19 protein-coding genes and 2 pseudogenes are annotated in these 23,969 nt (G+C 60.5%); 6 read left to right on the top strand and 15 right to left on the bottom strand.

Features of this window, described 5'->3' with window-relative positions:
* The first annotated feature begins 11 nt into the window (after positions 1 to 11).
* The 3 genes and pseudogenes from AC07W5_RS26205 to AC07W5_RS26195 all read left to right on the top strand — a co-directional run.
* The gene (locus AC07W5_RS26205; protein WP_495024575.1) at positions 12 to 2,546 is read left to right on the top strand and encodes an efflux RND transporter permease subunit; all 2,535 of its coding nucleotides are present in this window, start codon (positions 12 to 14) and stop codon (positions 2,544 to 2,546) included.
* A 7-nt stretch (positions 2,547 to 2,553) separates the two neighbouring features.
* Positions 2,554 to 4,332, top strand: coding sequence for an acyl-CoA dehydrogenase C-terminal domain-containing protein (locus tag AC07W5_RS26200; RefSeq protein WP_495024574.1), 1,779 nt, complete (start codon positions 2,554 to 2,556; stop codon positions 4,330 to 4,332).
* Positions 4,333 to 4,356: 24 nt separating this feature from the next.
* A pseudogene (locus AC07W5_RS26195) lies at positions 4,357 to 5,128 on the top strand (AMP-binding protein); the annotation flags it as partial.
* 175 nt (positions 5,129 to 5,303) lie between these two features.
* Here AC07W5_RS26195 and AC07W5_RS26190 read toward each other — a convergent pair.
* Positions 5,304 to 5,792, bottom strand: a complete 489-nt coding sequence (locus AC07W5_RS26190) for a hypothetical protein (RefSeq protein ID WP_494994770.1) — start codon at positions 5,790 to 5,792, stop codon at positions 5,304 to 5,306.
* Between the two features lie 219 nt (positions 5,793 to 6,011).
* Entirely contained in the window at positions 6,012 to 6,368 is a 357-nt protein-coding gene (gene yecR, locus AC07W5_RS26185; protein ID WP_495024573.1) for a YecR family lipoprotein, read from the bottom strand.
* Between the two features lie 534 nt (positions 6,369 to 6,902).
* Here yecR and AC07W5_RS26180 point away from each other — a divergent pair.
* Positions 6,903 to 7,046: pseudogene (locus tag AC07W5_RS26180) on the top strand (hypothetical protein); the annotation flags it as partial.
* A gap of 169 nt (positions 7,047 to 7,215) precedes the next feature.
* Here the strand turns inward: AC07W5_RS26180 and AC07W5_RS26175 are convergent.
* The 12 genes from AC07W5_RS26175 to AC07W5_RS26120 all read right to left on the bottom strand — a co-directional run bounded on the left by AC07W5_RS26175 (position 7,216) and on the right by AC07W5_RS26120 (position 19,815).
* Positions 7,216 to 7,707: an Lrp/AsnC family transcriptional regulator gene (locus tag AC07W5_RS26175; RefSeq protein WP_495024572.1), complete on the bottom strand. Its 492-nt coding sequence runs from the start codon at positions 7,705 to 7,707 to the stop codon at positions 7,216 to 7,218.
* 132 nt (positions 7,708 to 7,839) lie between these two features.
* Entirely contained in the window at positions 7,840 to 9,225 is a 1,386-nt protein-coding gene (locus AC07W5_RS26170) for an aspartate aminotransferase family protein (RefSeq protein WP_495024571.1), read from the bottom strand.
* Between the two features lie 11 nt (positions 9,226 to 9,236).
* The gene (locus tag AC07W5_RS26165) at positions 9,237 to 10,709 is read right to left on the bottom strand and encodes an NAD-dependent succinate-semialdehyde dehydrogenase (protein WP_495024570.1); all 1,473 of its coding nucleotides are present in this window, start codon (positions 10,707 to 10,709) and stop codon (positions 9,237 to 9,239) included.
* A 164-nt stretch (positions 10,710 to 10,873) separates the two neighbouring features.
* Positions 10,874 to 11,908 (bottom strand): glycine betaine/L-proline ABC transporter substrate-binding protein ProX, encoded by a 1,035-nt coding sequence (gene proX, locus AC07W5_RS26160; protein ID WP_495024569.1) that lies wholly within the window; start codon positions 11,906 to 11,908, stop codon positions 10,874 to 10,876.
* A 77-nt stretch (positions 11,909 to 11,985) separates the two neighbouring features.
* Complete coding sequence (locus AC07W5_RS26155) at positions 11,986 to 12,882, bottom strand: ABC transporter permease (RefSeq protein WP_494994776.1); 897 nt, start codon at positions 12,880 to 12,882, stop codon at positions 11,986 to 11,988.
* On the bottom strand, positions 12,875 to 14,071 hold the full coding sequence (locus tag AC07W5_RS26150) for a quaternary amine ABC transporter ATP-binding protein (RefSeq protein WP_495024568.1): 1,197 nt from the start codon (positions 14,069 to 14,071) through the stop codon (positions 12,875 to 12,877). The genes AC07W5_RS26155 and AC07W5_RS26150 overlap by 8 nt, the downstream gene beginning before the upstream one ends.
* A gap of 196 nt (positions 14,072 to 14,267) precedes the next feature.
* A complete protein-coding gene (locus tag AC07W5_RS26145) occupies positions 14,268 to 14,657 on the bottom strand; it encodes a carboxymuconolactone decarboxylase family protein (protein WP_494994778.1) in 390 nt (129 codons plus the stop codon).
* Complete coding sequence (locus tag AC07W5_RS26140; RefSeq protein ID WP_495024567.1) at positions 14,650 to 15,462, bottom strand: alpha/beta fold hydrolase; 813 nt, start codon at positions 15,460 to 15,462, stop codon at positions 14,650 to 14,652. The genes AC07W5_RS26145 and AC07W5_RS26140 overlap by 8 nt, the downstream gene beginning before the upstream one ends.
* A gap of 5 nt (positions 15,463 to 15,467) precedes the next feature.
* Positions 15,468 to 16,544 (bottom strand): LLM class flavin-dependent oxidoreductase, encoded by a 1,077-nt coding sequence (locus AC07W5_RS26135; RefSeq protein ID WP_495024566.1) that lies wholly within the window; start codon positions 16,542 to 16,544, stop codon positions 15,468 to 15,470.
* A 29-nt stretch (positions 16,545 to 16,573) separates the two neighbouring features.
* Positions 16,574 to 18,085, bottom strand: a complete 1,512-nt coding sequence (locus tag AC07W5_RS26130) for an aldehyde dehydrogenase (protein WP_495024565.1) — start codon at positions 18,083 to 18,085, stop codon at positions 16,574 to 16,576.
* Between the two features lie 22 nt (positions 18,086 to 18,107).
* The gene (locus AC07W5_RS26125; RefSeq protein ID WP_495024564.1) at positions 18,108 to 19,085 is read right to left on the bottom strand and encodes a flavin reductase family protein; all 978 of its coding nucleotides are present in this window, start codon (positions 19,083 to 19,085) and stop codon (positions 18,108 to 18,110) included.
* A gap of 130 nt (positions 19,086 to 19,215) precedes the next feature.
* A complete protein-coding gene (locus tag AC07W5_RS26120) occupies positions 19,216 to 19,815 on the bottom strand; it encodes an amino acid synthesis family protein (protein ID WP_494994783.1) in 600 nt (199 codons plus the stop codon).
* Positions 19,816 to 19,992: 177 nt separating this feature from the next.
* On the opposite strand from AC07W5_RS26120, the gene AC07W5_RS26115 reads away from it, so the two are divergent.
* Positions 19,993 to 21,765, top strand: a complete 1,773-nt coding sequence (locus AC07W5_RS26115) for a helix-turn-helix domain-containing protein (RefSeq protein ID WP_495024563.1) — start codon at positions 19,993 to 19,995, stop codon at positions 21,763 to 21,765.
* A 107-nt stretch (positions 21,766 to 21,872) separates the two neighbouring features.
* Here the strand turns inward: AC07W5_RS26115 and AC07W5_RS26110 are convergent, their stop codons facing one another.
* Entirely contained in the window at positions 21,873 to 22,286 is a 414-nt protein-coding gene (locus tag AC07W5_RS26110) for a VOC family protein (RefSeq protein ID WP_495024562.1), read from the bottom strand.
* Between the two features lie 277 nt (positions 22,287 to 22,563).
* Between AC07W5_RS26110 and AC07W5_RS26105 the strand changes: the two genes are divergently transcribed.
* Positions 22,564 to 23,969 (top strand): ATP-binding cassette domain-containing protein (locus AC07W5_RS26105; protein WP_495024561.1); only part of this gene is annotated, 1,406 nt, incomplete at its 3' end.

Here is a 23,969-nt window from a genome sequence, read left to right as displayed (position 1 = left end):
AGAACCCAGACATGGGCAATATCAAGCAAGACAGCATGCCGGTGATCCGCGATCTGCGTGACTTCGATCGGTGTTCCGGCAACCGGTTGGAGCGGCTGGTGTTCAACTACCGCCCGCTGTTCATGCTGCTCATGACACTGGTCACCCTAGTGCTGGGCTATATGGCGGTGACCCGTCTGGAACTGCGCCCCAGCTTCGAGAAGATGATTCCGCAGAGCCAGCCATACATCCAGAATTACCTGGAGAATCGCCAGTCGTTGCGCGGCCTGGGCAACTCGGTGCGGGTGGTGGTGGAGAACACCCAGGGCGATATTTTCGACCCCGGCTACCTGGAGGTACTCAAGCAGGTCAACGACCAGCTATTCCTCACCGAAGGCGTCGACCGCGCCTGGATGAAGTCGCTGTGGAGTCCTGGAGTGCGCTGGACCGAAGTCACCGAGGAGGGCTTCCAGGGCGGCCCGGTGATGCCCGGTACCTATCAGGGTCTGCCCGCGGACATCGAGCAGCTGCGCCAGAACATCAGCCGCGCCGGAATCGTGGGTAGCCTGGTGGCCAGTGACTTCAAGTCGAGCATGCTCATCGTACCGCTGCTGGACAAGGCCGGGGCCGGTGGCCAGCGCATCAACTACCACGAATTCTCGCAGATGCTTGAAGAGCAGCTGCGCGACAGGATCGAATTCGCCGGCGACAGCGCCGCGCGCAAAGCCGGGGCAGAGGGCAAGGGCCAGTACAAGGTGCGGGTGATCGGTTTCGCCAAACTGATGGGCGACCTGATTGACGGTTTGATTCAGGTGATGATGTTCTTCGGCCTGGCCGTGGTCACCTCGCTGGTCATCATTTTTTTCTACACTCGCTGTGTGCGCAGCACGCTGCTGGTGGTGGGCTGTTCGCTGATCGCGGTGATCTGGCAACTGGGCATCGTCGCCTGGTTGGGCTACGCCATCGATCCCTATTCGGTCCTGGTGCCTTTCCTGATCTTCGCCATCGGTGTGTCCCATGCGGCGCAAAAGATGAACGGCATCATGCAGGATATCGCCCGTGGCACCCACAAGCTGATCGCTGCACGCTACACCTTTCGCCGTCTGTTCATTGCCGGTGTCACCGCGCTGCTGGCCGACGCAGTCGGGTTCGCCGTGCTGATGCTGATCGACATACCGGTGATCCAGGACCTGGCCATCACCGCCAGTATCGGTGTTGCGGTACTGATCTTCACCTCGCTGTTGCTGATGCCGGTAGCACTGTCTTATGCAGGCGTCGGTTCCAGGGCTGCCGAGCGCTCACTGAAAATCGACACACGTGCGGACGGGCACAAGGGCTTTGGCAAACTGTGGGACTTGCTCGACCGCTTCACCACGGCCAAGTGGGCCACAGGTGCGGTATTGGTCGCGGTACTGATGGGTATCTGCGGCTTTGTGATCAGCCTGCAACTGAAGATTGGTGATCTGCAGAGTGGTGCTCCCGAGTTGCGTGCCGACTCTCGTTACAACCGCGACAACGCCTACATCACCAGTCACTACGCGTTATCCAGCGACCTGTTCGCGGTGATGATCAAGACGCCGCCCGAAGGCTGTCTGAACTACCAGACGCTGATCCTCGCCGACCGCCTGGCCTGGGAACTGCAGCAGTCTGCGGGGGTGCAGGCGACGGTCTCGCTGGTCAATGCCGTGCGCCAGATTACAGCCGGGTCTTATGAGGGCAATCCCAAGCTCAACAGTATCCAGCGCAACCAGGACGTCTTGAATTATGCCGCGCAGCAAGCCTCGGTCAACTCCCCGGAGTTGTTCAATACCGACTGCTCGTTGATGCCGGTGATTGCCTTTCTCAAGGACCACAAGGCCGAGACCCTGGATGCCGTGGTGGGGATCGCCGACACCTTTGCCCGGGAAAACAGCAGTGATGATCGCCAGATCCTGTTGGCCGCCGGGACCGCCGGCATCGAAGCGGCTACCAACATCGTGGTGCGCGAGGCCAATCGCACCATGCTGCTCTACGTCTATGCAGCGGTGACGCTGTTCTGCCTGATGACCTTCCGCAGCTGGCGCGCCACGTTGGTTGCGCTGTTGCCGTTGGTGCTGACCTCGATCCTCTGCGAGGCATTGATGGTGGTCATGGGCATTGGCGTGAAAGTGGCGACCCTGCCGGTGATCGCGCTGGGCGTAGGGATCGGTGTGGACTACGCGTTGTACCTGCTCAGCGTGCAGTTGCATTACCAGCGCCAGGGTCTGCCGCTGGCTCAGGCCTACCGCAACGCCGTGTCGTTTACCGGCCGGGTAGTGGGCCTGGTGGGCATCACCCTGGCGGCCGGCGTGGTGTGCTGGGTCTGGTCGCCGATCAAATTCCAGGCGGACATGGGCATCCTGCTGACCTTCATGTTCCTGTGGAACATGCTCGGCGCCCTGATTCTGATTCCTGCCCTGTCGTATTTCCTGCTGCGGGGGGCGTCGCTGGAGCGTCGCCCTGTTCCGGATGCCCTCGTGGCGCAAGCCGGTGAAACCTGCATATCCCAAAGTCAGGGCATGCCTCATGCCCTGACAACTCCTGAGTAAGCCAACTATGTCTGATTACAAAGCCCCCTTGCGCGACATGCGCTTCGTACTCAATGAGGTCTTTGAGGTGTCCAGGCTATGGGCCCAGCTACCTGGCCTGGCCGAGGTGATCGATGAAGAGACGGCCGCCGCGATCCTTGAAGAGGCCGGCAAGATCAGTGCCGAAGTGGTCGCGCCGCTGAACCGCAGCAGCGACGAACAAGGTTGCACATGGAACAACGGCACAGTCAAAGCCCCGGAAGGTTTTGTCACGGCTTACCAAGCGTTCGCCAAAGGCGGTTGGGTGGGTGTCGGCGGCGACCCGCAGTTCGGTGGCATGGGGATGCCCAAGGCCATTTCGGCCCAGGTTGAGGAAATGGTCAACTCCGCCAGCCTGTCGTTCGGTCTGTACCCGATGCTGACCGCCGGGGCCTGTCTGTCGATCAATGCCCATGCCAGCCAGGCGCTCAAGGAACGTTATCTGCCGAACATGTACGCCGGTGTCTGGACCGGTTCGATGTGCCTGACCGAGGCTCATGCGGGTACCGATCTGGGCCTGATTCGCACCAGGGCCGAGCCTTCGGCCGACGGTAGCTACACGATCAGCGGCAGCAAGATTTTCATTACTGGTGGTGAGCACGACCTGACCGAAAACATCATTCACCTGGTGCTGGCCAGACTGCCGGATGCGCCAGCCGGCCCCAAGGGCATTTCACTGTTTCTGGTGCCCAAGGTGCTGGTCAATGCCGATGGCTCGCAGGGTGAGCGCAACGCGCTGTCCTGCGGTTCAATCGAGCACAAGATGGGCATCAAGGCATCCGCTACCTGCGTGATGAACTTTGACGGGGCGACCGGCTGGATCGTCGATGCGCCGAACAAGGGCCTGGCCGCGATGTTTACCATGATGAACTACGAGCGCCTGGGGGTGGGTATCCAGGGGTTGGCGTTGGGTGAGCGTTCGTATCAGAACGCGGTCGAATACGCCCGTGACCGTCTGCAAAGCCGTTCGCCGACGGGCGAGCAGAACAAGGACAAGGCTGCCGATCCGATTATCGTGCACCCGGATGTCCGGCGGATGCTGTTGACCATGAAGGCCTTGAACGAAGGCGGGCGGGCGTTCTCCAGCTATGTGGCCCTGCAACTGGATACCGCCAGGTACAGCGATGACGCGGCAACCCGCGCCCGCGCCCAGGAGCTGGTGTCGCTGCTGACCCCAGTGGCCAAGGCGTTCCTCACCGACATGGGGCTGGAAACCACGGTGCACGGCCAGCAGATCTTCGGCGGCCACGGTTACATCCGCGAATGGGGCCAGGAGCAATTGGTTCGCGATGTGCGCATCACCCAGATCTACGAAGGCACCAACGGTATCCAGTCACTGGACCTGGCCGGGCGCAAAATAGTCGGAAGCGGCGGGGCGCTCCAGCGTTTGTTCGCCGCCGAAATTCGCAATTTCACCGCCAACGCCCGCGCTGACCTCGGCGAGTTCTGCAAGCCATTGAACGCCGCCGTGGACACCCTCGACGAACTGACCGCATGGTTGCTGGATCGGGCCACGAACAATCCCAACGAAATTGGCGCCGCCTCGGTCGAGTACCTGCAGGTATTCGGCTACACCGCCTATGCCTACATGTGGGCACTGATGGCCAAGGCGGCCATGGGCAAACAGGCCGAGGATGACTTCTACGCCAGCAAGTTGGGCACCGCGCGCTTCTACTTCGCCCGCCTGCTGCCGCGCATCCACTCGTTGAGTGCTTCGGTCAAGGCCGGCAGCGAATGCCTCTACGAGCTGGAAGCAGCGCAGTTCTGATCGAAAGGACAAGGAACCCTGACCATGATGGCGACAAAAATAATTCCCCCCCGCCCACGGCGCGTATACCTATCCCTTGCTGATCAAGCAATTGTTGCTGTCAGGGGTGCGCTACGAGCCGGGCCGGGAGATCGTGTATGCCGACAAGCTGCGCTACAGCTACCAGACGCTCAACCAGCGGATACGCAGACTGGCCAACGCCTTGACGGCGGCCGGCGTCAAGGCCGGGGATACCGTGGCACTGCTCGACTGGGACAGTCATCGCTACCTGGAATGTTTCTTTGCCGTACCGATGATCGGTGCGGTGCTGCATACCGTGAATATTCGTCTCTCTGCGGATCAGGTGCTCTACACCATGAACCACGCCGAGGATGATCTGGTGCTGGTGCATGATGATTTCCTGCCCTTGATCGAGCAGATTCAGGGGCAGTTCAGTATCGTCAAAGGCTACCTGCAGCTCACTGACGACAAGGCCGCCGACACGTCTTTGCCGGTGTTGGGGGAGTATGAGCAGCTGCTGGCCCAGGCGGCAGACCAGTACGAGTTTCCTGACTTTGATGAAAACTCGGTGGCGACCCTTTTCTACACCACAGGGACTACCGGCGACCCTAAAGGGGTGTATTTCACTCACCGCCAGTTGGTGCTGCACACACTGAATGCCGTGGGCACGCTGGGTGTCTATCAAGGTCTGCCGCTGCTGCGTTCCGACGATGTATACATGCCCATCACACCGATGTTTCACGTGCATGCCTGGGGGGTGCCCTATGTTGCCACCCTGATGGGGCTCAAGCAGGTGTAGATCGGAGGGGGGAGGGCGCGAGGCAGAAACGAAAAAGCCCGCGTTCGGCGGGCTCTCTATAGATGGGGCCAAATCCTTTTGGCTGACCGCATTGTGCTCGGCAGGTGTGACGAAGGTATGACAGGGCAGATACGAAAAGCCCTCGCCAGGAGGGCCTGGATACTCTGTGTCGTTACCCTTTCTTCTTTCTGCACTCATCTATATTTCTATAGGAGAAGCTCACAATTGCCGAGACATTTGGCTCAGAGCCTAAAAATTCGCTGGAAATCTCTATCAGGTCGTCGCCTAGCTTGTACTTATCCGCTGACCAGACAACGCCCCGGGGGACCTTGTCATCCTTCACGGGCACTCCGTATTTGGATTTAAGTTCCAGAATAGCTGGAGAGGCCGTTTGACTCACATCATCGAAGAGCAGCTGGACCAGGCATAAATCACCTTTTCCGCTAAAAACGTATCTGTACGAGTCCGCTTGCGCCTTCATGGATGGAGATTGCTTTGATGAATATATAGTGGCCCCTGTATCGTTCGAACCGGAAGCCTCAAGCACGGCATATTTTTCAATCTGACCTTTCTTCAGACCCATCTTTGTGCCGGCAGGCCCATCCCATGGTCCGGAGTCACTGCATCCTGGCAGCCACAGCATTAAAGAAAGAATCAGCATTCCCCGAACCATAAATATCTCCTCTTATCGGCTTAAGATGGGAGGGTACCTCACAGCAAAAGGCCTGGCACTGGGCCGGGCCTCAGATCTTCATTTGCTCGAACTTCCCTGGAGGATTGAATTTCCAAACGACCTCCTGCAAATCCCTCGACGCCTGAGTGCAGCTCTCGCGTATTCCGGGCCAGAAGGGCTCGGGCGGTAGCGCCGAAGGGGGGGTTGTTATTGCTCGATGATCGCCCGGTACCGCTTTTGGTACTCCTCATACGACGGTCCAGATTTGTTCAACTGCTGAATTTGCTGCAGCTTCCACTGATCCTTGCTGAGCGGCCCGCCCGGAGCAGAAGTTGCTGCAGTAGCGGCAGCGGGCGCGGTGGTGGCCGGCGTAGCGGAAGGGCTGGAGGTGTTGAGGTTGCCCAAGCATTGGTATTGGACAACTATCTGACCTGCAATGCAGGTGCCGTAGCCATTCATCTGGCTGCAGTGCTGGGTTTTTCCTCCAAATGCCTCTGCATCGGTGTAACCCCACTTCGCGCATTTCGATTTAGCGATACTCTGGGCTTGCTCGACTCGAACCACAGGGGTCTCAAACTACTGGAAGTCATACGCCATATCAACGACGCCATCAGCTCGGCTTCCCCCTTTGGCGTAAAAGTCTTTGTTAGCGGCACAACCAGCGAGGGTTGTTGACAATACGAGAGCGAGAGCTACCGATAACTTGCGCGCAACTGGGTTCGATGTTGAGAAGGTCATATATGGACTCCGTTCATTTTCAGTGCAGTCCGCAAACACCGCGGTTCATTCCTGTACTGTAGGCGGATGCCGAGCATTCTGTAGTCTTCAACGACAATCAGAGGCTATTTATTCATTCTGCCTTTGTGCCGTTTCTGGCATTCGTGCAGGGGAGGTCTTGCTTCAGGACTTCCCTACAAATTCCCCCCGCGTCATCTATTCCGGCCTGCCCCGCACAATCCTTCCCACCTTCACCTCATACGCGTACGCAGTCAGCCGATCAGCCTGCTCATGCAACCTTTCGATCGTCTCCATTGCCTCCAGAAGCTCTGTATCCCCGCGTTGTTTTGCCAACCTGAACATCTCTAGGGCGGCTTCTTCGAGGCGCACCTGCAAGCGTTTGTCGAGCGTGGCCGTATCAACAAATGGGCGATCCCCAAGCAGTTCAAGTTCGTCGCCGAGATCCCTAAAACCAGCGTCGGGAAGATTAATAAGAAGCTCATCCGGGAACGCGAATTGAGCTGAAGGGCGCGGCGGATATTTTCAGGCAGGGGCTGGTGACCAACTCATCGTGACACGGATTAAGGTGTTGGCGACCAGGCTCAGAAGCCGGATCACGGGCAATTTGCGGGTAGCCAGGCGCCTTGATCAATTGCTGGGTGTGGTTTTCCTGGGGTTGGCCTGTCGCCTGGCATTAGTCACTGGAAGGTAAAAGGTTCAACGCCTGAGCTGGCAACGCCCCGCCGGTCTTGATGGTCTTGGTCACGATGTAGGTGAAGTAGCGCTCGATGCCCAGGTCTTCCAGTAGCAACTGATCGATAAAGCGCTGGTACTGATCAATGTCCGGCGCCCGGATCATTGCGATGTAATCCACGCCGCCGCCGGTGGCATAACAGAACTCCACTTCGGCAGCGTCGGTCATGCGCTGTTCGAAGCGGCGCATGTCCTGTGCCGTGTGACGTGCCAGGGTGATTTCCACCAGTAACTGTTGGCTCTTGAACACCTGGTTCCAGTCGATCAAGGCGCGGTAACCCTTCACCAGGCCCGCGCTTTCCAACTTGCGCACACGTTCCCAGGCCGGCGTCACCGACAGGTTGATCGCCTCGGCCAGGTTCGACTTGGTGACGCGTCCGTCCTCGGAGAGGATGCGCAGGATTTTCAGGTCATAACGATCAAGCTTGTGCATCGTGAATGAACTCCGCAGGCGATGGGTGTAGGAGCGAGCTAGCTCGCGATGGACGTTAACGATTACGCGTGCATTCTGACGAAACGCATCAGATTCACGACCATCGCGAGCAAGCTCGCTCCTACAGAAGCATCAGCCCAGCACTTCACCGGCGACCTGGTCAATCGCGCTTTTGGTGATGTCGACGATCAGGTCCGCTTCTTCCTCGGTCAGGATCAGCGGTGGCGCGAAGCCCAGGATGTCACCATGGGGCATGGCCCGGGCGATCATGCCGCGTTCGAGGCAGGCGGCCGAGACTTTCGGGCCGACTTTCAAGGCGGCGTCAAACGGCGTGCGTTGCTCACGGTCGGCCATGAACTCGACGGCGGCGAGCATGCCGTCGCCGCGCACTTCGCCCACCAGCGGGTGGCCTTCCAGGGTTTCGCGCAAGCGGCGGTTCAGGTAGCCGCCGACCTGCTCGGCATTGGCCGTGAGGTTCTCCCGTTCCAGGATGTCGAGGTTGGCCAGGGCGGCCGCGGCGCAGATTGGGTGCCCGGAGTAGGTCCAGCCATGGCCCATGGCGCCTTCATTGGTTGAAGCCTTTTCAATCACGCTCCAGACCTTCTCGCCGATGATCACCGCCGACAGTGGTGCATAGGCGCTGGTCAGGCCCTTGGCGGTGGTGATCAGGTCCGGATGCATGCCATAGCGCTGGCTGCCCATCTTCGAGCCCAGGCGGCCGAAGGCGCAGACCACTTCGTCGGCGATCAACAACACGTCGTATTTGTTCAGCACCGCTTGAATCGCCGCCCAGTAACCGGCGGGAGGGACCACGATGCCGCCGGTACCCATGACCGGTTCGCCAATGAACGCGGCGACGGTATCGGGGCCCTCGGCGAGGATCATTTTCTCCAGCTCGTCGGCGCAATAGCGGACGAATGCAGCCTCGTCCATACCGGCCGGGGCCTTGCGGTACCAATGGGGGCAAACGGTGTGTTTGACGCACGGTGAAGGCAGGTCGAAATGCTGATGGAACGCCGCCAGCCCGGTGAGGCTGCCGGTCATGATGCCCGAGCCGTGGTAGCCGCGATCACGGGAGATGATTTTCTTCTTCTGCGGCCGCCCCAGCACGTTGTTGTAGTAGCGCACCAGTTTGATCTGGGTTTCGTTGGCGTCGGAACCGGACAGGCCGTAATAGACCTTTTTCATCCCTTCAGGCGCCCAGTCCATGATGCGGCTCGACAGCTCGATGATCGCCTCGCTCGAATGGCCGACGTAGGTGTGGTAGTAGGCCAGTTCCTTGGCCTGCTTGTAGATGGCGTCGGCGACTTCGGTGCGGCCGTAGCCGATGTTCACGCAATACAGCCCGGCAAAGGCGTCGATGAATTCGCGCCCTTCATGGTCGCGAATGCGGATACCTGATGCACTCTTGATGATACGTCCCTTGAGCGCGCCGCTGGCGTGGTCATGGGCATGGGTCGAGGGGTGCATGAAATGCGCACGGTCTTGTTCGAACAACGATTCGAGTTCTTGATTCATAGCGGATCTCCTTAGAACTGGCCTTGATGGTGCAGACAAAAATATTTGCTTTCGACAAAGGCTTCGAAGCCCTCGGTGCCGCCTTCACGGCCCAGCCCCGAGGCTTTCATGCCACCGAACGGGATGGGATGGCCGGTGAATTTGACGCCGTTGACCGCGACCATGGCGTGGTCGAGTCGGCGGATCAGCGGGTAGATCAGGTCCAGGCGGTTGGAACAAATGTAGGCGGCCAGACCGTATTCGGTGTCGTTGGCCATTTCGATGGCCTGCTCAAGGGTGTCGAACGGCATCACCCCGGCGATTGGCGCAAAGTTTTCTTCGCGGTAGATACGCATCTGCGGCGTGACGTCGGCCAGTACCGTCGGCTGGTAGAACAATCCACCGAGGGCGTGAGCCTCGCCGCCCACCAGACGTTGCGCGCCCTGTTGCAGCGCGTCAGCCACCCGCTCGGTGGTCACATCGAAGGCGGCCTGGTGCATCAGCGGGCCGATGTCGATGTGTTGCTCGTGCTCGCCCATCAGCGCCGGGCCCACCCGCAGTTCACGCACGGCAGCAGCAAAGCGGCTGAGGAAAGCCGGGTAAATCGAGCGTTCAACCATGATCCGGTTGGCCGCGCAGCAATCCTGGCCGCAGCTCTGGAACTTGGCCTCTACCGCGACTTTTACCGCCAGTTCCAGATCGGCATCGGCGCAGACAATGAACGGCGCATTGCCGCCCAGTTCCAGCGACACCTTCTTCACATCCTGGGCCGCTGCTTGCAGGACCAACTTGCCAACCCGGGTCGAGCCGGTGAAGCTGACCGAGCGCACGCGACTGTCCTGAACCAGGGTTTGCATGGCCATTTGCGGTTCGCCCAGCACCACGTTGAACACGCCCGCCGGGAAGCCCGCTTCCTCCGCCAACTGCGCCAGGGCAAAGGCCGAATACGGCGTTTCATGGGCCGGCTTGATCACCACCGTGCAACCGGCGGCGAGTGCGGCGGCCGCTTTGCGGGTGATCATTGCCGACGGGAAATTCCAGGGGGTCAGCAGTGCACACACGCCCACCGGTTCCTTGACGGTGCCCAGGTGCGCGCCGGGGATATGGCTGGGAATGTTATGCCCATAGAGGCGCCGGGCTTCTTCAGCGAACCAGGGAATGAAGCTTGCGGCGTAGGCGATTTCGCCGCGGGATTCGGCCAGGGGTTTGCCTTGCTCCTGGCTGAGAATGCGCGCGAGGTCCTCCTGGTGCTCAAGGATTAACGCCGCCCAACGCCGCAGAATCGTGGCGCGAGCATCCAGGCTCAATTCGCGCCAGGTCCCGAACGCCCGGTGTGCCGCGTCGACCGCCGCGACAATCTGCGGTTGGTCGAGCAGGGGCACATGGCCAATCAACTTCTGGTTTGCCGGATCATGCACGGCGATGCTGCGACCGCTGTCACTGTGGACCCAATGCCCGTCGACGTAGCACAGGGCTTTGAACAGTAGCGGATGTTTGTAGGTCATGGCGTTCACTCCAAATCGTCTGAGTGGGAACATGCTAGGGCAGGGCGGTAGCGGGGATTGGAGGTTTGGCGGGGGGACGGTAGCGGTTTTTTTCTGATTGCAGGCCGTCAAACAGAGGTTTTTGTGGTGAGCGGGCAAGCCCCCTCACCACAAGGTATCCGGGTCTATTTAGCGGCTTTGGCCATGGCAACCCACCCATCCATCGTCGCTTTGTTCTCACTCATCCAGTCATCAGCCAACTTGCGAATATTGCGTTCGCTGGAGCCATCCTGGCTGATGGTTTTTTCCCAGTAGCTCCAGGTTGCCTGGGAGAATGTCATCTGATCCACCAGGGCCTTGACGGCCGGGTTGGCAGCGACAAATTGCTTGTTGCCGATCGCGTACCAGTTCCATGCGGCCATGGCCATGCGGCAAGGGTCGGCGCCGCCGGCGCAACCGGCCACCCCTGGGGTCAACGCCGAAACTGTGCTCGGTACATTGCCAGGCAAGGCATCGAACGGTGTCGGCAGCCATACCACGTCCTTGCCCGGCACCATGGTGTTGGTCATCCACGACGGCGCCCAGGCATAGAAAAATACCGGCTCGCCGCGCTTGAGACGGGCGACGTTTTCGAACATCAGCGCTTCATATTTGCCGCGCACCGGGTTGACGGTGGCCTTGAGCCCGAACTTGTCGAGCTGATAGTCGACCACATCGCCGCAGCCCCAACCCGGATCGCAGCTGATCAGGTCAGCCTTGCCGTTCTTGCCGAACAGCCCGGCGATCTTCGGGTCTTTCAACTGTTCCAGACTGGTGATGTGGTAGGCGTCGGCGGTTTTCTTGTCGATCATGTAACCGTTGTAGCCGGCGCCGGTGATGGAGCCGCTGCCCACCACCTCGATACGGTCCTTGACCTTGTCAAAGCTGGGTTGCAGCTGGGGCAGGGTCACGTCCATCGAGAGGTCCAGGTCGCCCTGGGCCGCCGCCGGGAAAAACAGCGTGGTGTTGACGGTGCTCAACCTGGTCGCGTAACCGAGGCGCTTGCTGGCTTCGATGGCGATTTTGGTGATGACGTAGTTGCCGCCGGTGCTTTCCGACTGCACAAAACGGATGGTCTTGCCGTTGCCCGGCAGGTCCTCGGCCAACACCTGCGTGCAGGCCAGGCCCACCAGGGACAACGTTGCTGCAAATCCAAGCAAGGCTTTGAATGGACGCATCATGATTTCCTCTTTATTTTCTCGTTATGGTTAAGGGTTGGCAGTCAATAACTGGCATTCATGATTTCTTTTTCTTTTTCTTATGCGTTGACCGGACGCGGATTGAGCAGTCGCTTGAACAGCGATTTGCGTTTGCGCGGAGTCGGTTGCGCCAGGTTTTGGGTGATGCGGTCGAGCATCATCGCCAGCAGCACAATGGCGATCCCGCCCACCGCCGCCCGGCCCACGTCCATGCGCCCAAGGCCTTGCAATACCACCAGGCCCAGGCCTTCGGCGCCGATCATCGCCACCACCACCGACATCACCATGGCCGTGAGGACCGTCTGGTTGAGGCCGCCGAGGATGGTCGGGATCGCCAGGGGCAACTGGATTTCCCAGAGCAATTGCTGGCGATCGGCGCCAAAGGCCTGGCCGGCTTCAACGAGTTCCGTTTCCACCATGCGGATGCCCAGGTAGGTAAAGCGGATCAGCGGCGGGCAGGCGGAAATCACCACCGCCACTTCACCTGATACGGTGCCCACGCCAAACAGCATCACCACTGGCACCAGGTACACGAAGGTCGGCGTGGTCTGCATGATGTCGAGGATCGGCCGCATCACGCCCCAGACCCGTTCGCTGCGGGCGCACCAGACGCCCACCGGAATCCCGATGAGCATGCAGATCACAATTGCCGTGGTGATCAGCGACAAGGTAGTCATGGCCTCGTCCCACACACCCAGGGCGGCGATGATCACCAGGGCGACGGCGCTGAACAGCGCCACCCCCAGGCTCGCGGCGCGGTAGGCCACGAGGAACATCAGCAGTACCATGATCGGGAAGGGAATGGCGTGGATCACGCTGTCGCTCAACGCCAGCAGGTGTTCCACCGGCCAGCGAATCGCCTGGAACATCGGCCGCAAATGAATGCCCAGCCATTCGACGCCCTGGCTGATCCATTGGTCCACGGGGAAAACGGCAAGGTCTTCTGAACTAAGCATGGTGTGCAACCTCCGCAGCGGATGGGCGATGGGACGGGACGCTGGCGATACAATCGAGAATGTGGGCAGTGTTCAGGGTGCCGACAAACAGCCCCTCGCCATCGACCACGGCCACCGGTAGGCCTGGTTTGAGCTGGCGTGCCACTTCCACCAGCTTGGCGTTGGCCCGCACGCTGACAAACTGAGTCGACAGGCGTTGCAGGGCATCGGCACCGCCGCCGATGGCCAGCAGCGCACCTGAATCCAGCACGCCGACCGCTTTGCCGCTGGCATTGAGGACGAACGCGCCGGAACTCTCACTGCCGACAATGCGGGTGTCGCCCTGTACCAGCAGGGTGTCGGCGGTTTCCATGATCGAGCGGGCATCAAACAACCGGGAGCGATCCACCTCCCGAGTGAACGCGGCCACATAGTCGCTGCCGGGGTCCATGACGATTTCCTGGGGCGTGCCCTCGCGCACGACTTGGCCGTCGGCCATGATCGCAATGCGTGTGCCCAGCTTCAGGGCTTCCTGAAAGTCGTGGGTGATGAACAGGATGGTTTTCTTCAGGGTCCGTTGCAGGCGCAGCAACTCGTCCTGCATTTCCGTGCGAATCAGCGGATCGAGGGCGCTGAAGGCTTCATCCATGATCAGCACATCGGCGTCGGTGGTGAGGGCACGGGCCAGGCCGACCCGCTGGCGCATCCCGCCGGAGAGTTCATGGGGATGGTGATCGGCCCACTTGGCCAGGCCGACGATTGCCAGGACTTCCTCGGCGCGTTTACGCCGCTGGGCCGCAGGAATGCCTCGCAGCTTGAGGCCGAACTCGGTGTTCTCGATCACGGTTTTGTTCGGCAGCAGCGCGAAGTGCTGGAACACCATGGAGATGCGCGTTCGTCGGACTTCCCGCAGCTCTTTTTCGTTCAAGGTCACCAGGTCTTCACCGTCGAGCAGGATCTTGCCCGCCGTCGGTTCGTTCAAGCGATTGATGCAGCGTGCCAGGGTGGATTTCCCCGAGCCGGACAGGCCCATGATCATGTAGATCGCGCCACTGGGAATGGACAGCGATACGTTATTGAGGCCGACCACGGTGGCGGTCTCGGCCAGGATTCGGTCTTTGCTGACCCCGGCCGTCAAGAGCTGCATGGCTCTGTCTGGCGAAGAGGAAAAGACTTTGTAGAGGTTCTCAATCTTCAGTCGTTCGCTCACCAATTGCCTCCAATTGTTATTTTGCAATCTGCGGAAAACTTCATTAATAGAAATTTTTGGGCTACTGGCAGTCAGGGTCATTCAGGTGTTAGTGACGCAAAGGTGCAGTCTCAAAAATTTCTTGTTGTTGTGCGATGGCACTTACAGCATGAGCGGCGTGGCGAGTGCAAGAGTGAGGCGTCAGTCGGTCGCAAAATCATGATTGCTCCTCCTGACTCATGGTTTCCCGCGCTTTGCGGGCGACACGAAAGGCTTCGACACCCGCCGGCACGCCGCAGTACACCGCGATCTGTACCAGCGCGGCGCGCAGCTCCTCGTCGCTGAGGCCGTTGCGTATGGCGCCACAGAAGTGGGTGCCGAACTCGTCCATCCGGCCCAGCGCCGCCAGCATGCCCAGGTTCAGCAGGCTGCGTTGCTTGAGGTCCAGGGCGTCGTCGGTCCAGACCATGCCCCAGCAGTACTCGTTGAGCACGGCCTGGAAGGGCCGGGAAAAATCGTCGGCCTTGCCCAGGGCCTGGTCGACGTAAGCATTACCCAGGACCTGGCGGCGAACCGTTTCACCTTGGGCCTGCAATGACTTATCCATGATGTGTCTCCAAATCAACCAGGAAGTCGCGCATGATCAAAGCCACCTGTTCCGGCGCCTCGATCAGAATGCAGTGGCGCAACCCCGGCAGGATTTTCAGGTGTGAGCCTTTGATGCGTTCGTGCATGAACGTGGCCATTCTCGGGTTGGAACCCGCATCGTCAGCGCCCGTGGCAATCAGCGTCGGGCAGCGGATCTGCGATAGCTGTTCGCCGAAGTCCGACTCCGCCAGCACCCGATACGCCGCCGCGTAACAGCCCCGGTCGTTGTCGGCATTGTGTTGGCGCAAGCGGGTGACGGCTTCAGGGTTGCGCGCTTGAAAGTCCTCGGTCAGCCAGCGCGACAGCGACGCTTCGTAGTGCGCGACGGGCTCACCGGCTTGCAAGGCCGCCAGGCGGGCTTGCACCCGTTCGCGCTCTTGAGCGTTACGCCCGGCGACCGTCGACAGCAGCACCAGGTGCTGAACCCGTGCCGGATGGGTCAGGGCCAGGCGTTGGGCGATCAGCCCTCCCAACGAGAAGCCGGCCAGGTCGAAGCGCTTGAAGCCGACATGCTCGGCCAGGGCCAGGACTTCACCCACCAGGTGATCGATTTCATAACGACCCTGGGTGCGGGATGACTGGCCGTGGCCGCGCAGGTCGAAGGTCAGGACGGTGAAGTACTCTTTCAAGTGCTCCACCACATCGCGCCAAGCCTCAAGGCGTGAGCCGACACCGTGGATGCAGACCAGCTGGCGCGGTCCCTGGCCGTCGAGGCGATAGTTGAGGGTGACGTTGGCCACGCTGAATCGTTGTGTGTCGCTCATGGCGCTTACCCCGTGATCTGTTCGCGACGTTTGGCGCGCTCGCGCTCGGCGAATACCGGCATCACTTCATCGATAAACAGGCGCAGCGTCTGCTTCTGCAATTCGAACGGCAGGTTGAAGGTCAGGCCCAGGCAATACTGGTCGACACCGGCGGCTTCGTAATCGAGCAACTTCTCGATGATCTCATCCGGAGTACCGAACATCAGGTTGCGCCGCAGGTTTTCCGGGTTGTAATTCTCCTTACCCCGCACGCTTTCAAAGGGCACGGCTTCAGGGAAACCGTTGTGCACGGTGCCGACGTTCTGCATCAGGTTTTCGAAGGCGCGGCCAAAGTCCATGCTGTGGCGCACTGGCAACTCCCAATCTTCTGGCTTGGCATACACACAGGTACGGCGCTGCATCATGAAGCGCGGACGCGGTACATGGGGATTGTCGGCCACGGCCTTGTTGAACTTCTCCCCCAGCACGGCGATTTCAGCGGCCGGTGCCGAGAGTGGGGTGGAGAGGATGTTGGCGCCGATGCCCACCGCCCAGTCGAAGGTGCCCGGATCCCGAGCGGCGACCCAGATGCGCGGGTGATCCTTTTGCAACGGTTTGGGCACAGCGGCCGTCTGCGGGAACTTCCAGTAGTGGCCGTCATGGGCGTAATCCCCGGCCCAGAGCTTTTGCACCGCCGGCACCAGTTCCTTCATATAGCCCACGCCTTCCTGCTGTTGCAGGCCGGGGGTCATGCGGTCGAATTCATACTGATAGGAACCGCGGGCAATGCCGAATTCCAGGCGTCCGTTGGTCAGGTGATCGCACAGCGCCGCTTCGCCCGCCAGGCGGATCGGGTGCCAATAGGCGGCTGCCAGGGTCGCGGTGCCCAGGCGAATGCGCTGGGTGTGCTGGCCCAGCCACACCAGGGTCTGGAACGGGTTGGGGGCGATGGTGCATTCGAGGGTGTGGTGCTCCGAAGTCCACAGGGTTTCGAAGCCGCCTTCATCGGCGATCCTGGCCAGTTCCAGCAGGTTGGCCATTACGGTCTGCATGGGCACGTCGGGGGAAAAACGTTCCATGCTCAACGACACGGCAAATTTCATGGGTAGCTCCTTGAATGACGAAGGCTTGATCAGCGCAGGCGAATGACGAAGGGGTCCTGCATCTCGCCGGAGTAATCGATGACCACATTCTTGGCCCGGGAAAACTCGCGCATCACGTCAAAGCCCCCGCGACGGCCATAACCGCTCTGCTTGAAGCCGCCATTGGCAGACATGTAGGCGGCGCTGCGGTAGGTGTTGATCCACACCGTGCCGGCGTCGATCCGATTGGCGAAGCGCATGGCGCGATCGATGTTCTGGGTCCAGATCCCCGAGGCCAGGCCGTAGGAGGTGTCGTTGGCCAGGCTGATCATCTGTTCTTCCGAGGTGAACGGCATGACGCCCACCACGGGGCCGAACAGTTCGTCGCGCATGAAGGGCATGTCGTTGGTGGCGTTGGCCATCACGGTAGGTTCGAAGTACCAGCCTTCGGACAGGTGCGAGGCGGTGGGACGTTTGCCACCGATGGCCGCCTGCGCGCCCTGTTTCACGCCGCTGGCGATGTAACCCTCCAGTTTTTGCAACTGGGCTTGCAGCGCCAGCGGGCCGATATCGGTGTGCTCTTCCATGGGGTGGCCGACGTTGATGCGCTGGGTACGGGCCACCAGGGCTTCAACGAACCTGTCGTAGATCGGTGCTTCGACAAAGCAGCGCGAGCCGGCGACGCAACTTTGCCCGGCCGCGGCGAAGATGCCAGAGACCACGCCGTTGACCGCCTTGTCGATGTCGACATCGGCAAACACCACGTGAGGTGACTTGCCGCCCAGTTCCATCTGGCACGGCACCAGGTTGTTCGCCGCATTGCCGGCGATGCGCCGCCCGGTGTCGGTGCTGCCGGTGAACACGTATTTGGCGATGCCTGGGTGGCGGGTCAGGGCATCGCCGGTGACCGCACCATTGCCAGTGACGACGTTGACCACGCCTGCCGGGAAGCCGGCTTCGATCACCAGTTCGGCCAGGGCCAGGGTGGAGGCGCTGGCATGCTCGGACGGTTTGATCACCACGGTATTGCCGATGGCCAGGCATGGCGCGAGGGTGCCGGTGAGCAGCATCAGCGGCGAGTTCCAAGGGGTGATCATGCCGATCACGCCCAAGGGTTCCCGGGTGCTGTAGTTGAGCTGGTTGAGCTTGTTGACCGGGATGGTTTCGCCTTGCAGCTTGTCAGCCATGCCGGCGAAGTAGGTATAGGCGTCCGGCAGGGCGCTCATCTGGGCGCGCATTTCCCGCAGCAGCTTGCCGTTGTCGCGGGTTTCCAGCAGGGCCAGGGCTTCGGCGTTTTCCGCCACCAGTTGGGCCAGGCGATAGAGCAATTTGCCCCGCGCGGTGGGCGTCAGGTTGCGCCATTGCGGGTCGTTGAAAGTGCGCTGGGCCGACGCGACGGCATGGTCCACGTCGCTGGCATCTGCCTGGGCGAACTGATACCAGGCCTGGCCGGTGGTGGGGTCGAAGCTGTCGATCCAGGTATCGCTGGTGGGGGCGACGAACCGACCATCGATAAACAGGTTAAGGCGATTGCCCTCAAGGGCGCTGACCGTGGTTTTCATGCAAGAGTCCTGTGGGTGCGTGTCAAAGGGATTCGTGGGCCAGTGCTGCGCGTGGCAGCGGGATGTTTTCGATCATTGCCACCCGGCCGCTGGCGGCGGAGCCGGTGTAAATGCCGAATTGCTGGTTCTGGCGCTCGCGGGCGTAGCGGCGCACCACTGAACGCAATTCGTTGACCGGCATCAGCTCGATGGGCAAGTCGTCCAGGGGGAAGAAACGCAGGGTGTCGGGCAACTTGGCATCGAGTTGCCCGAGTTGGGCGCGGTAGATCAGGTAGCCGGGGTCGGTGTCGTCGACATCGAACACCGAGTACAGAAAGGTCGATTCCAGTTCGATCGGCAGGGCGCTCTGGCCCGCGTCAATGAAGCCTTTGCGCTTGCCCGCCACGGGCAGGGTCCAGCCACCTTTGCCATCGGCGCGGAACAGAATCGCGTCGCCGGCTTCGATCAGGTAGCCGATGATCATCTTGTGAGAGTCCAGCCAACTGGCCGGCAGCGGGTCCTGGATGTTGGCGTAGCGACCCCGGCAAAAACACAGCGGCAGCTTGGGGCTGGTGCCGAAGGCGCGGACCTGGCCGATCAGCACCAGGTGGTCGCCGGCTTCGATGCGCTGGTCCACGGTGCAATCGAACCAGGTCAGGCTGTCGGTGAGAATCGGCGCGCCGGTGTGGACCTTGTCGTGGTTGACGGTGTGAAACTTGTCCGGTGACTTGGATGCAAACGTGCCCGAGACGTCCACTTGCCCTTCATGCAGCAAGTTGACGGCGAAGTGTTCGGTGCTGGCGAACGAGGCGTAGCTGGCCGCCGACTTGCCGACGCACACCAGGAGCAGCGGCGGGTCAAGGGAGACTGAGGTAAACGAATTGGCCGTCATGCCCCGTGGGTTGCCCTCGGTGTCATGGGTGGTGATGACGGTAACCCCGGTAACGAAGGTGCCGAAGGCCTGACGCAAGGCGCCAGGATCGACGGCTGCAACGTTGGCGCTGACCATGGTGCTCGGCATCGGAGTACTCCTGTTTTTAAGGGCGTGTTTCTTATGGTTTGCAGCAAGCCTACGGGGAAGAAAACCGCTGGGCTTGCGTCTATCAAGAGCAACCGCAGCAGAAGTTTTGCTGCGGTTCGAAGGGGGTGTTTCAGTCCTTTGGACTTTCCGCTTCCATCTCCGCCATGTCCTGATAGCGGTCGGCAATACGCGGGTGCGGGCGCGAGCCGTCGGCGGCACCGATGGCGATCAGGACTTCGTCCGGCCCTGGCGCATCGGCGATCTGGAAATTGGCGGTGAGAAAGTGTGAGCGCTTGCCGGTTTCGCTTTTGTGCACCATTGGCAGGGAGAGCAGGGCACCGGGTGCGTTACGAGTGTTGGTAAAGCTCAGGTAGGCCGTGCCTTGCACCGCCTCGCGGAACAGGTTGCCAAAGCGCAGGGTGTGGATCAGTCCGGAAGCGTGCTCGATTTCCCCGTTGACCCCGACGCAGGCGGCCTTGCCAAAGGCTTCGACCTGGTCGCCCGGCATCAGCGCAATCAGGCGGCGGGTCAGCTCATGGCCCAGGCCTGGGGCCAGGCGCAGGATCTCCGGGCGCAGGTTTTCCACGAAGCCCTGGCCGGCCCAGGGGTTTTTCAACACGGCGGCCACGACGATCAGGGTGATTGGCTTGCCGGCGTCCTTGCCGCCTTCGATAAAGGTTTGCTCGATAAAGGTGGAATACTTCCTGACGCCCAGATTCTCTAGATTCATGATGACTCGTCGCCCATGTGGCTGTTGGTTATGGCCTTAGGCTAGGAGCAAAGGGAAACAGAGTCTTCCGTGGTTCAGCAGTGCAAATGAGCTGGACATTGCTCGGAACCGGAGCAAGTATCAGGCCGGCCTGGCAGGCTAGTTTCCTGCCGTGACCTTCATGTTCAGGTGAGCGCCTTGAATCGAGAAATGCAGATACTGTCGTTGCGCGATGTGGCCAGCCAGATCAACTCCGGCGGCGATCTGCAATCGATGCTGCACCAGTTGGTCTACGCCAGTTGTCGTCACACCCACTGGACCATGAGCTCAATCATGGCCATTGATATGGAGGCCGGTTTTGGCCACGTCATTGCCCGCCATGACCCGACCCTGGTGCAGCGGCCCCTGGTGGATTGCTGGGAGCTGTCATCCAGCCCGGTGATGACCGCCTTGCAGCGCAATGAGCCGGTGTTTATCCGCGACGTACGTGAATGCGAGTACCCCGGGTATCGCAGCGAATCCCTGGAGCGCGATTACCGTACGGTGATGGTGATGCCGATGAATTGCACCGACTTCGATGGTCGGCCCATGGTACTCAGCGTGATTTCCCGCACGATCATGGACGTGTCAGAGGAAGACCGGGTGTTCCTCGGCATGATCATCCATCTGGGCGCTATCGCGGTGGAGCGTCAGCGTCAATTGGAAGCCGAGCGCCGCGCAGCCGAACGCATGCAGCAGGCGTTGCATGTGCATACCACCTTGTTGGAGCACGTGCTGGGCGGCGGTTCCGTGACGTCGCTGTCGCTGATGGTCGGCAACCAGTTACCCAACCCGGTGATTGCGGTGGACTTTACCGCTAATCAGGTGGTGGCCGGTCGCTCACCGGATACGGCGTTGTTCGATGACATTGCCTGGCAGGCGGCGGTCGCCGGCGTGCTGAGTGTGCAGATCTCCAGGGCCGCGCATGAAAGCTTGAGAAGTGCGCTCAGGAGTACGGTCAATCTGTTCCTCGACGACGGCCAGCGTCAGTTCACCCTGCGGGCGCAGATCGAGCCGCTGATGGTCGATCACGAGCTGGTGGGGGCACTGGTGCTGTTCCCTGTAGCACAGCGGGTCAATGAGCTGGATCTGTTGATGCTGGAAAGCGCCAGGTTCGCCTTGAGCGTGCAGATGATGCGCAGCTTTATCCGCTTTCGCTTCGAAACCCGAACCCAGACCGAACTGCTGTTCGAGGTGCTCGAAGGCCGCTGGCGCGACGCCGATGATATCCAGCAGCGGGCGCAGCGCCTGGGCATCAGCTTCAGCACCGCGCAGCAAATGATCATTATCGATTACGGCGGCAAGGCCCAAGAGTCGAAGAACCTGCATCACAACGTGGCACGAATCCTGGCGCGGGCGGCGATCCACTCAACGGTGATCATCGTCGACAATGGCCTGGTGTGCCTGGTGCCCTCGGAAGGCGAGAAGGGCCGGGAGCGGCTGGCCAAGGTCCAGCGCCAGATTGCCGATGACCTGGCGCACTACCTGGGGGCCGAGCCGATTCTGCTGGCCAGCGGCGTCTGCAGGATGCTGACCGATTACCCCGCCGCCTGGGAACGCTGCAGGCGGCTGATCGATATTGCTCGTTCGTTCGGCCGCAATGGCCCGATCTCCGATCAGGACTTTGGACCGATACCCATCTTCATGGCGGCGGTAGGCGGTGAAGATATTCGTACCTTCGTCAATGAAAGCGTCGGTGCCATGCTGGCTCATGACCGCAAACACCACACGCCTTACCTCGAAACACTGACCGTCTACCTGAGGGAAAGCTGCCGCAGTCAGGCCTGTGCTGATGCAATGGGAGTGCACGTGACGACGCTCAGGTATCGCCTGTCGCGGATTCAGGATCTGTTCGGCATTGATGTCGAGACGCCGGAGCGGCGGTTTGCCACGGAGTTGGCGATTCATTTGCAACGGGTGATTGATAACTAGGGTTTTCGAAACAAATGAACCCTTCGGTACACCGGCCCGCAGCCGGCTGGTGTGGCAGGGGAGCGACCGATGAAGGTCGTCCCCTTATCTAATTACTGAAACCAGGTTCACTGATCCTTTTCGCAATTGATCATCCACGAGACACCGAAGCGATCAACCAGCATTCCGAAGCGGGCCGCCCAGAAGGTGGCTTCCAGCGGCATTTGAATTGTCCCTTTGTCCGCCAGCGCAGCAAAGATCCGCTCTGCTTCGGCAACGCTGTCGACATTCAACGAGATCGAACAACCGCTCATACCGTTAGTGGGGCGATCGGGTGTGGTGTCCGAGCCCATGATTGCCTGATCGCCGACCAGCAGGCGGGTATGCATGATCAGGTTGTGAGAGTTCGCTGGAATTTGCTCGCGAGCCGGGCTTTCGCCGAAGGTCATCATGACTTCGATCTTGCCTGGCAGGCATTGGGCGTAGAAAGTGAAGGCGGCTTGGCAGTCGCCGTTGAAGATCAGGTAGGGATTGATTTTCATGTTCTGCTCCCGGCAATGGTGGGTGCATCGGCTGGACGTTGGGTTTGTCCGCGAATTCCGATGGGCGTTGACCCCCAGTAGCAAAGCGCTAAATCGCGATGTGCGGGTGCATTTTTTTAGATGTTTTTTCTATGGATGAGCTGAGACTTATCGCTTCATCTGCAGACACGCGCGTTAGCTGGAGCGCCCCGTTGTCGAGCTGAAGTACCATGGTGCATTGTCATGATCAACGAACCCGACACACCCATCTCCCATCCGCCGCCGAGTCCATTGCCCTATGCCTGTTCTTGACCGTTTCGCCTCGTTGCTCGACCAGGCGAGACGTGCCTTGTTGCTGGTCTGGGGAACGTCCCGCGGGCTGTTTCTGGGGCTGGTGCTGGCGACGCTGATTGCCGGTGTGCTTCCGGCGTTGGCGGCCTGGCTGGGACAGCGCATCGTCGATGCGGTGGTGACCGCCATGCAGTTGCACGCCCGGCAGGGCAGCGCGCCGTTGTGGCCCGCTGTGCGTTATGTGCTGTTTGAAGCCGGTGTGCTCGCGTTACTGTCCGGAACCCAGCGTGCACTCTCGGTCCAGCAGTCGTTGTTGCGGGTACAGTTGGGGCAGAAGGTCAACACCATGATTCTGGAGAAGGCTCAGACCTTGTCCCTGGTGCAGTTCGAGAACTCCGAGTTTTACGACAAGTTGGTCCGGGTGCGGCGCGAAGCCTCGACCCGGCCATTGGCGCTGGTGATCAAGTCGCTGGGGCTGATCCAGAACCTGATTGTGCTGATCAGTTTCGGCTTGTTGCTGGTGCATTTTTCACCTTGGGCGCTGGTGCTACTGGTGGTCGGTGCGTTGCCGGTGTTTTTTGCCGAAGCACATTTCTCCGGCGATGCTTTTCGTCTGTTCACCCGTCGCGCGCCGGAGAGTCGACAGCAGAATTACATCGAGACGCTGCTCTCCCACGAGGGCTACATCAAAGAGGTCAAGTTGTTTGGCTTTGCCCCGCTGCTGTTGCAGCGATATAGAGACACGTTCACCCGTCTCTACGCCGAAGACCGGCGCCTGACCCTGCGCCGGGATGGCTGGGGATTTGTACTCGGTCTGCTGGGGACGGGGGCGTTTTATCTGGCCTATGCCTGGGTGGTGGTCGATACCGTCCACGGCAACATCAGCCTGGGGCAGATGACCATGTACCTGGTGCTGTTCAAGCAGGGGCAGGCTGCCGTAAGCAGCAGTCTGAGCGCCATCAGCGGTCTTTATGAAGACGGGCTTTACCTCTCGAGCCTCTATGAGTACCTCGCCGAACCCGTGGTGGTGGACACCGGTGGCCTGAGCGTGGGCGTCATGCCCGGTGACGGAGTGCGTTTCGAGAATGTGGGTTTCCGCTATCCGGGGGCGAGTCGAGCCGCTCTGGAGGGCATCAACCTGCACCTTGTACCGGGTCGCAGTGTGGCACTGGTGGGTGAGAACGGTTCGGGCAAGACCACGCTCATCAAGTTGCTGACCCGTTTGTATCGCCCCGATCAGGGACGCATTCTGCTGGACGGCAGCGATTTGCAGGGCTGGGAAGAGGACGCGCTGCGTCGGCGCATCGGCGTCATCTTCCAGGATTACATTCGCTACCAATTCTCCGTGGGCGAGAACATCGGTGTGGGCGACACCTTGGCCTTTGACGATGAAAAACGCTGGCATGAAGCCGC

It is taken from the genome of Pseudomonas sp. GW821-FHT01E05 (assembly GCF_059422425.1).
This window is presented reverse-complemented; position numbering and strand designations above follow the sequence as displayed.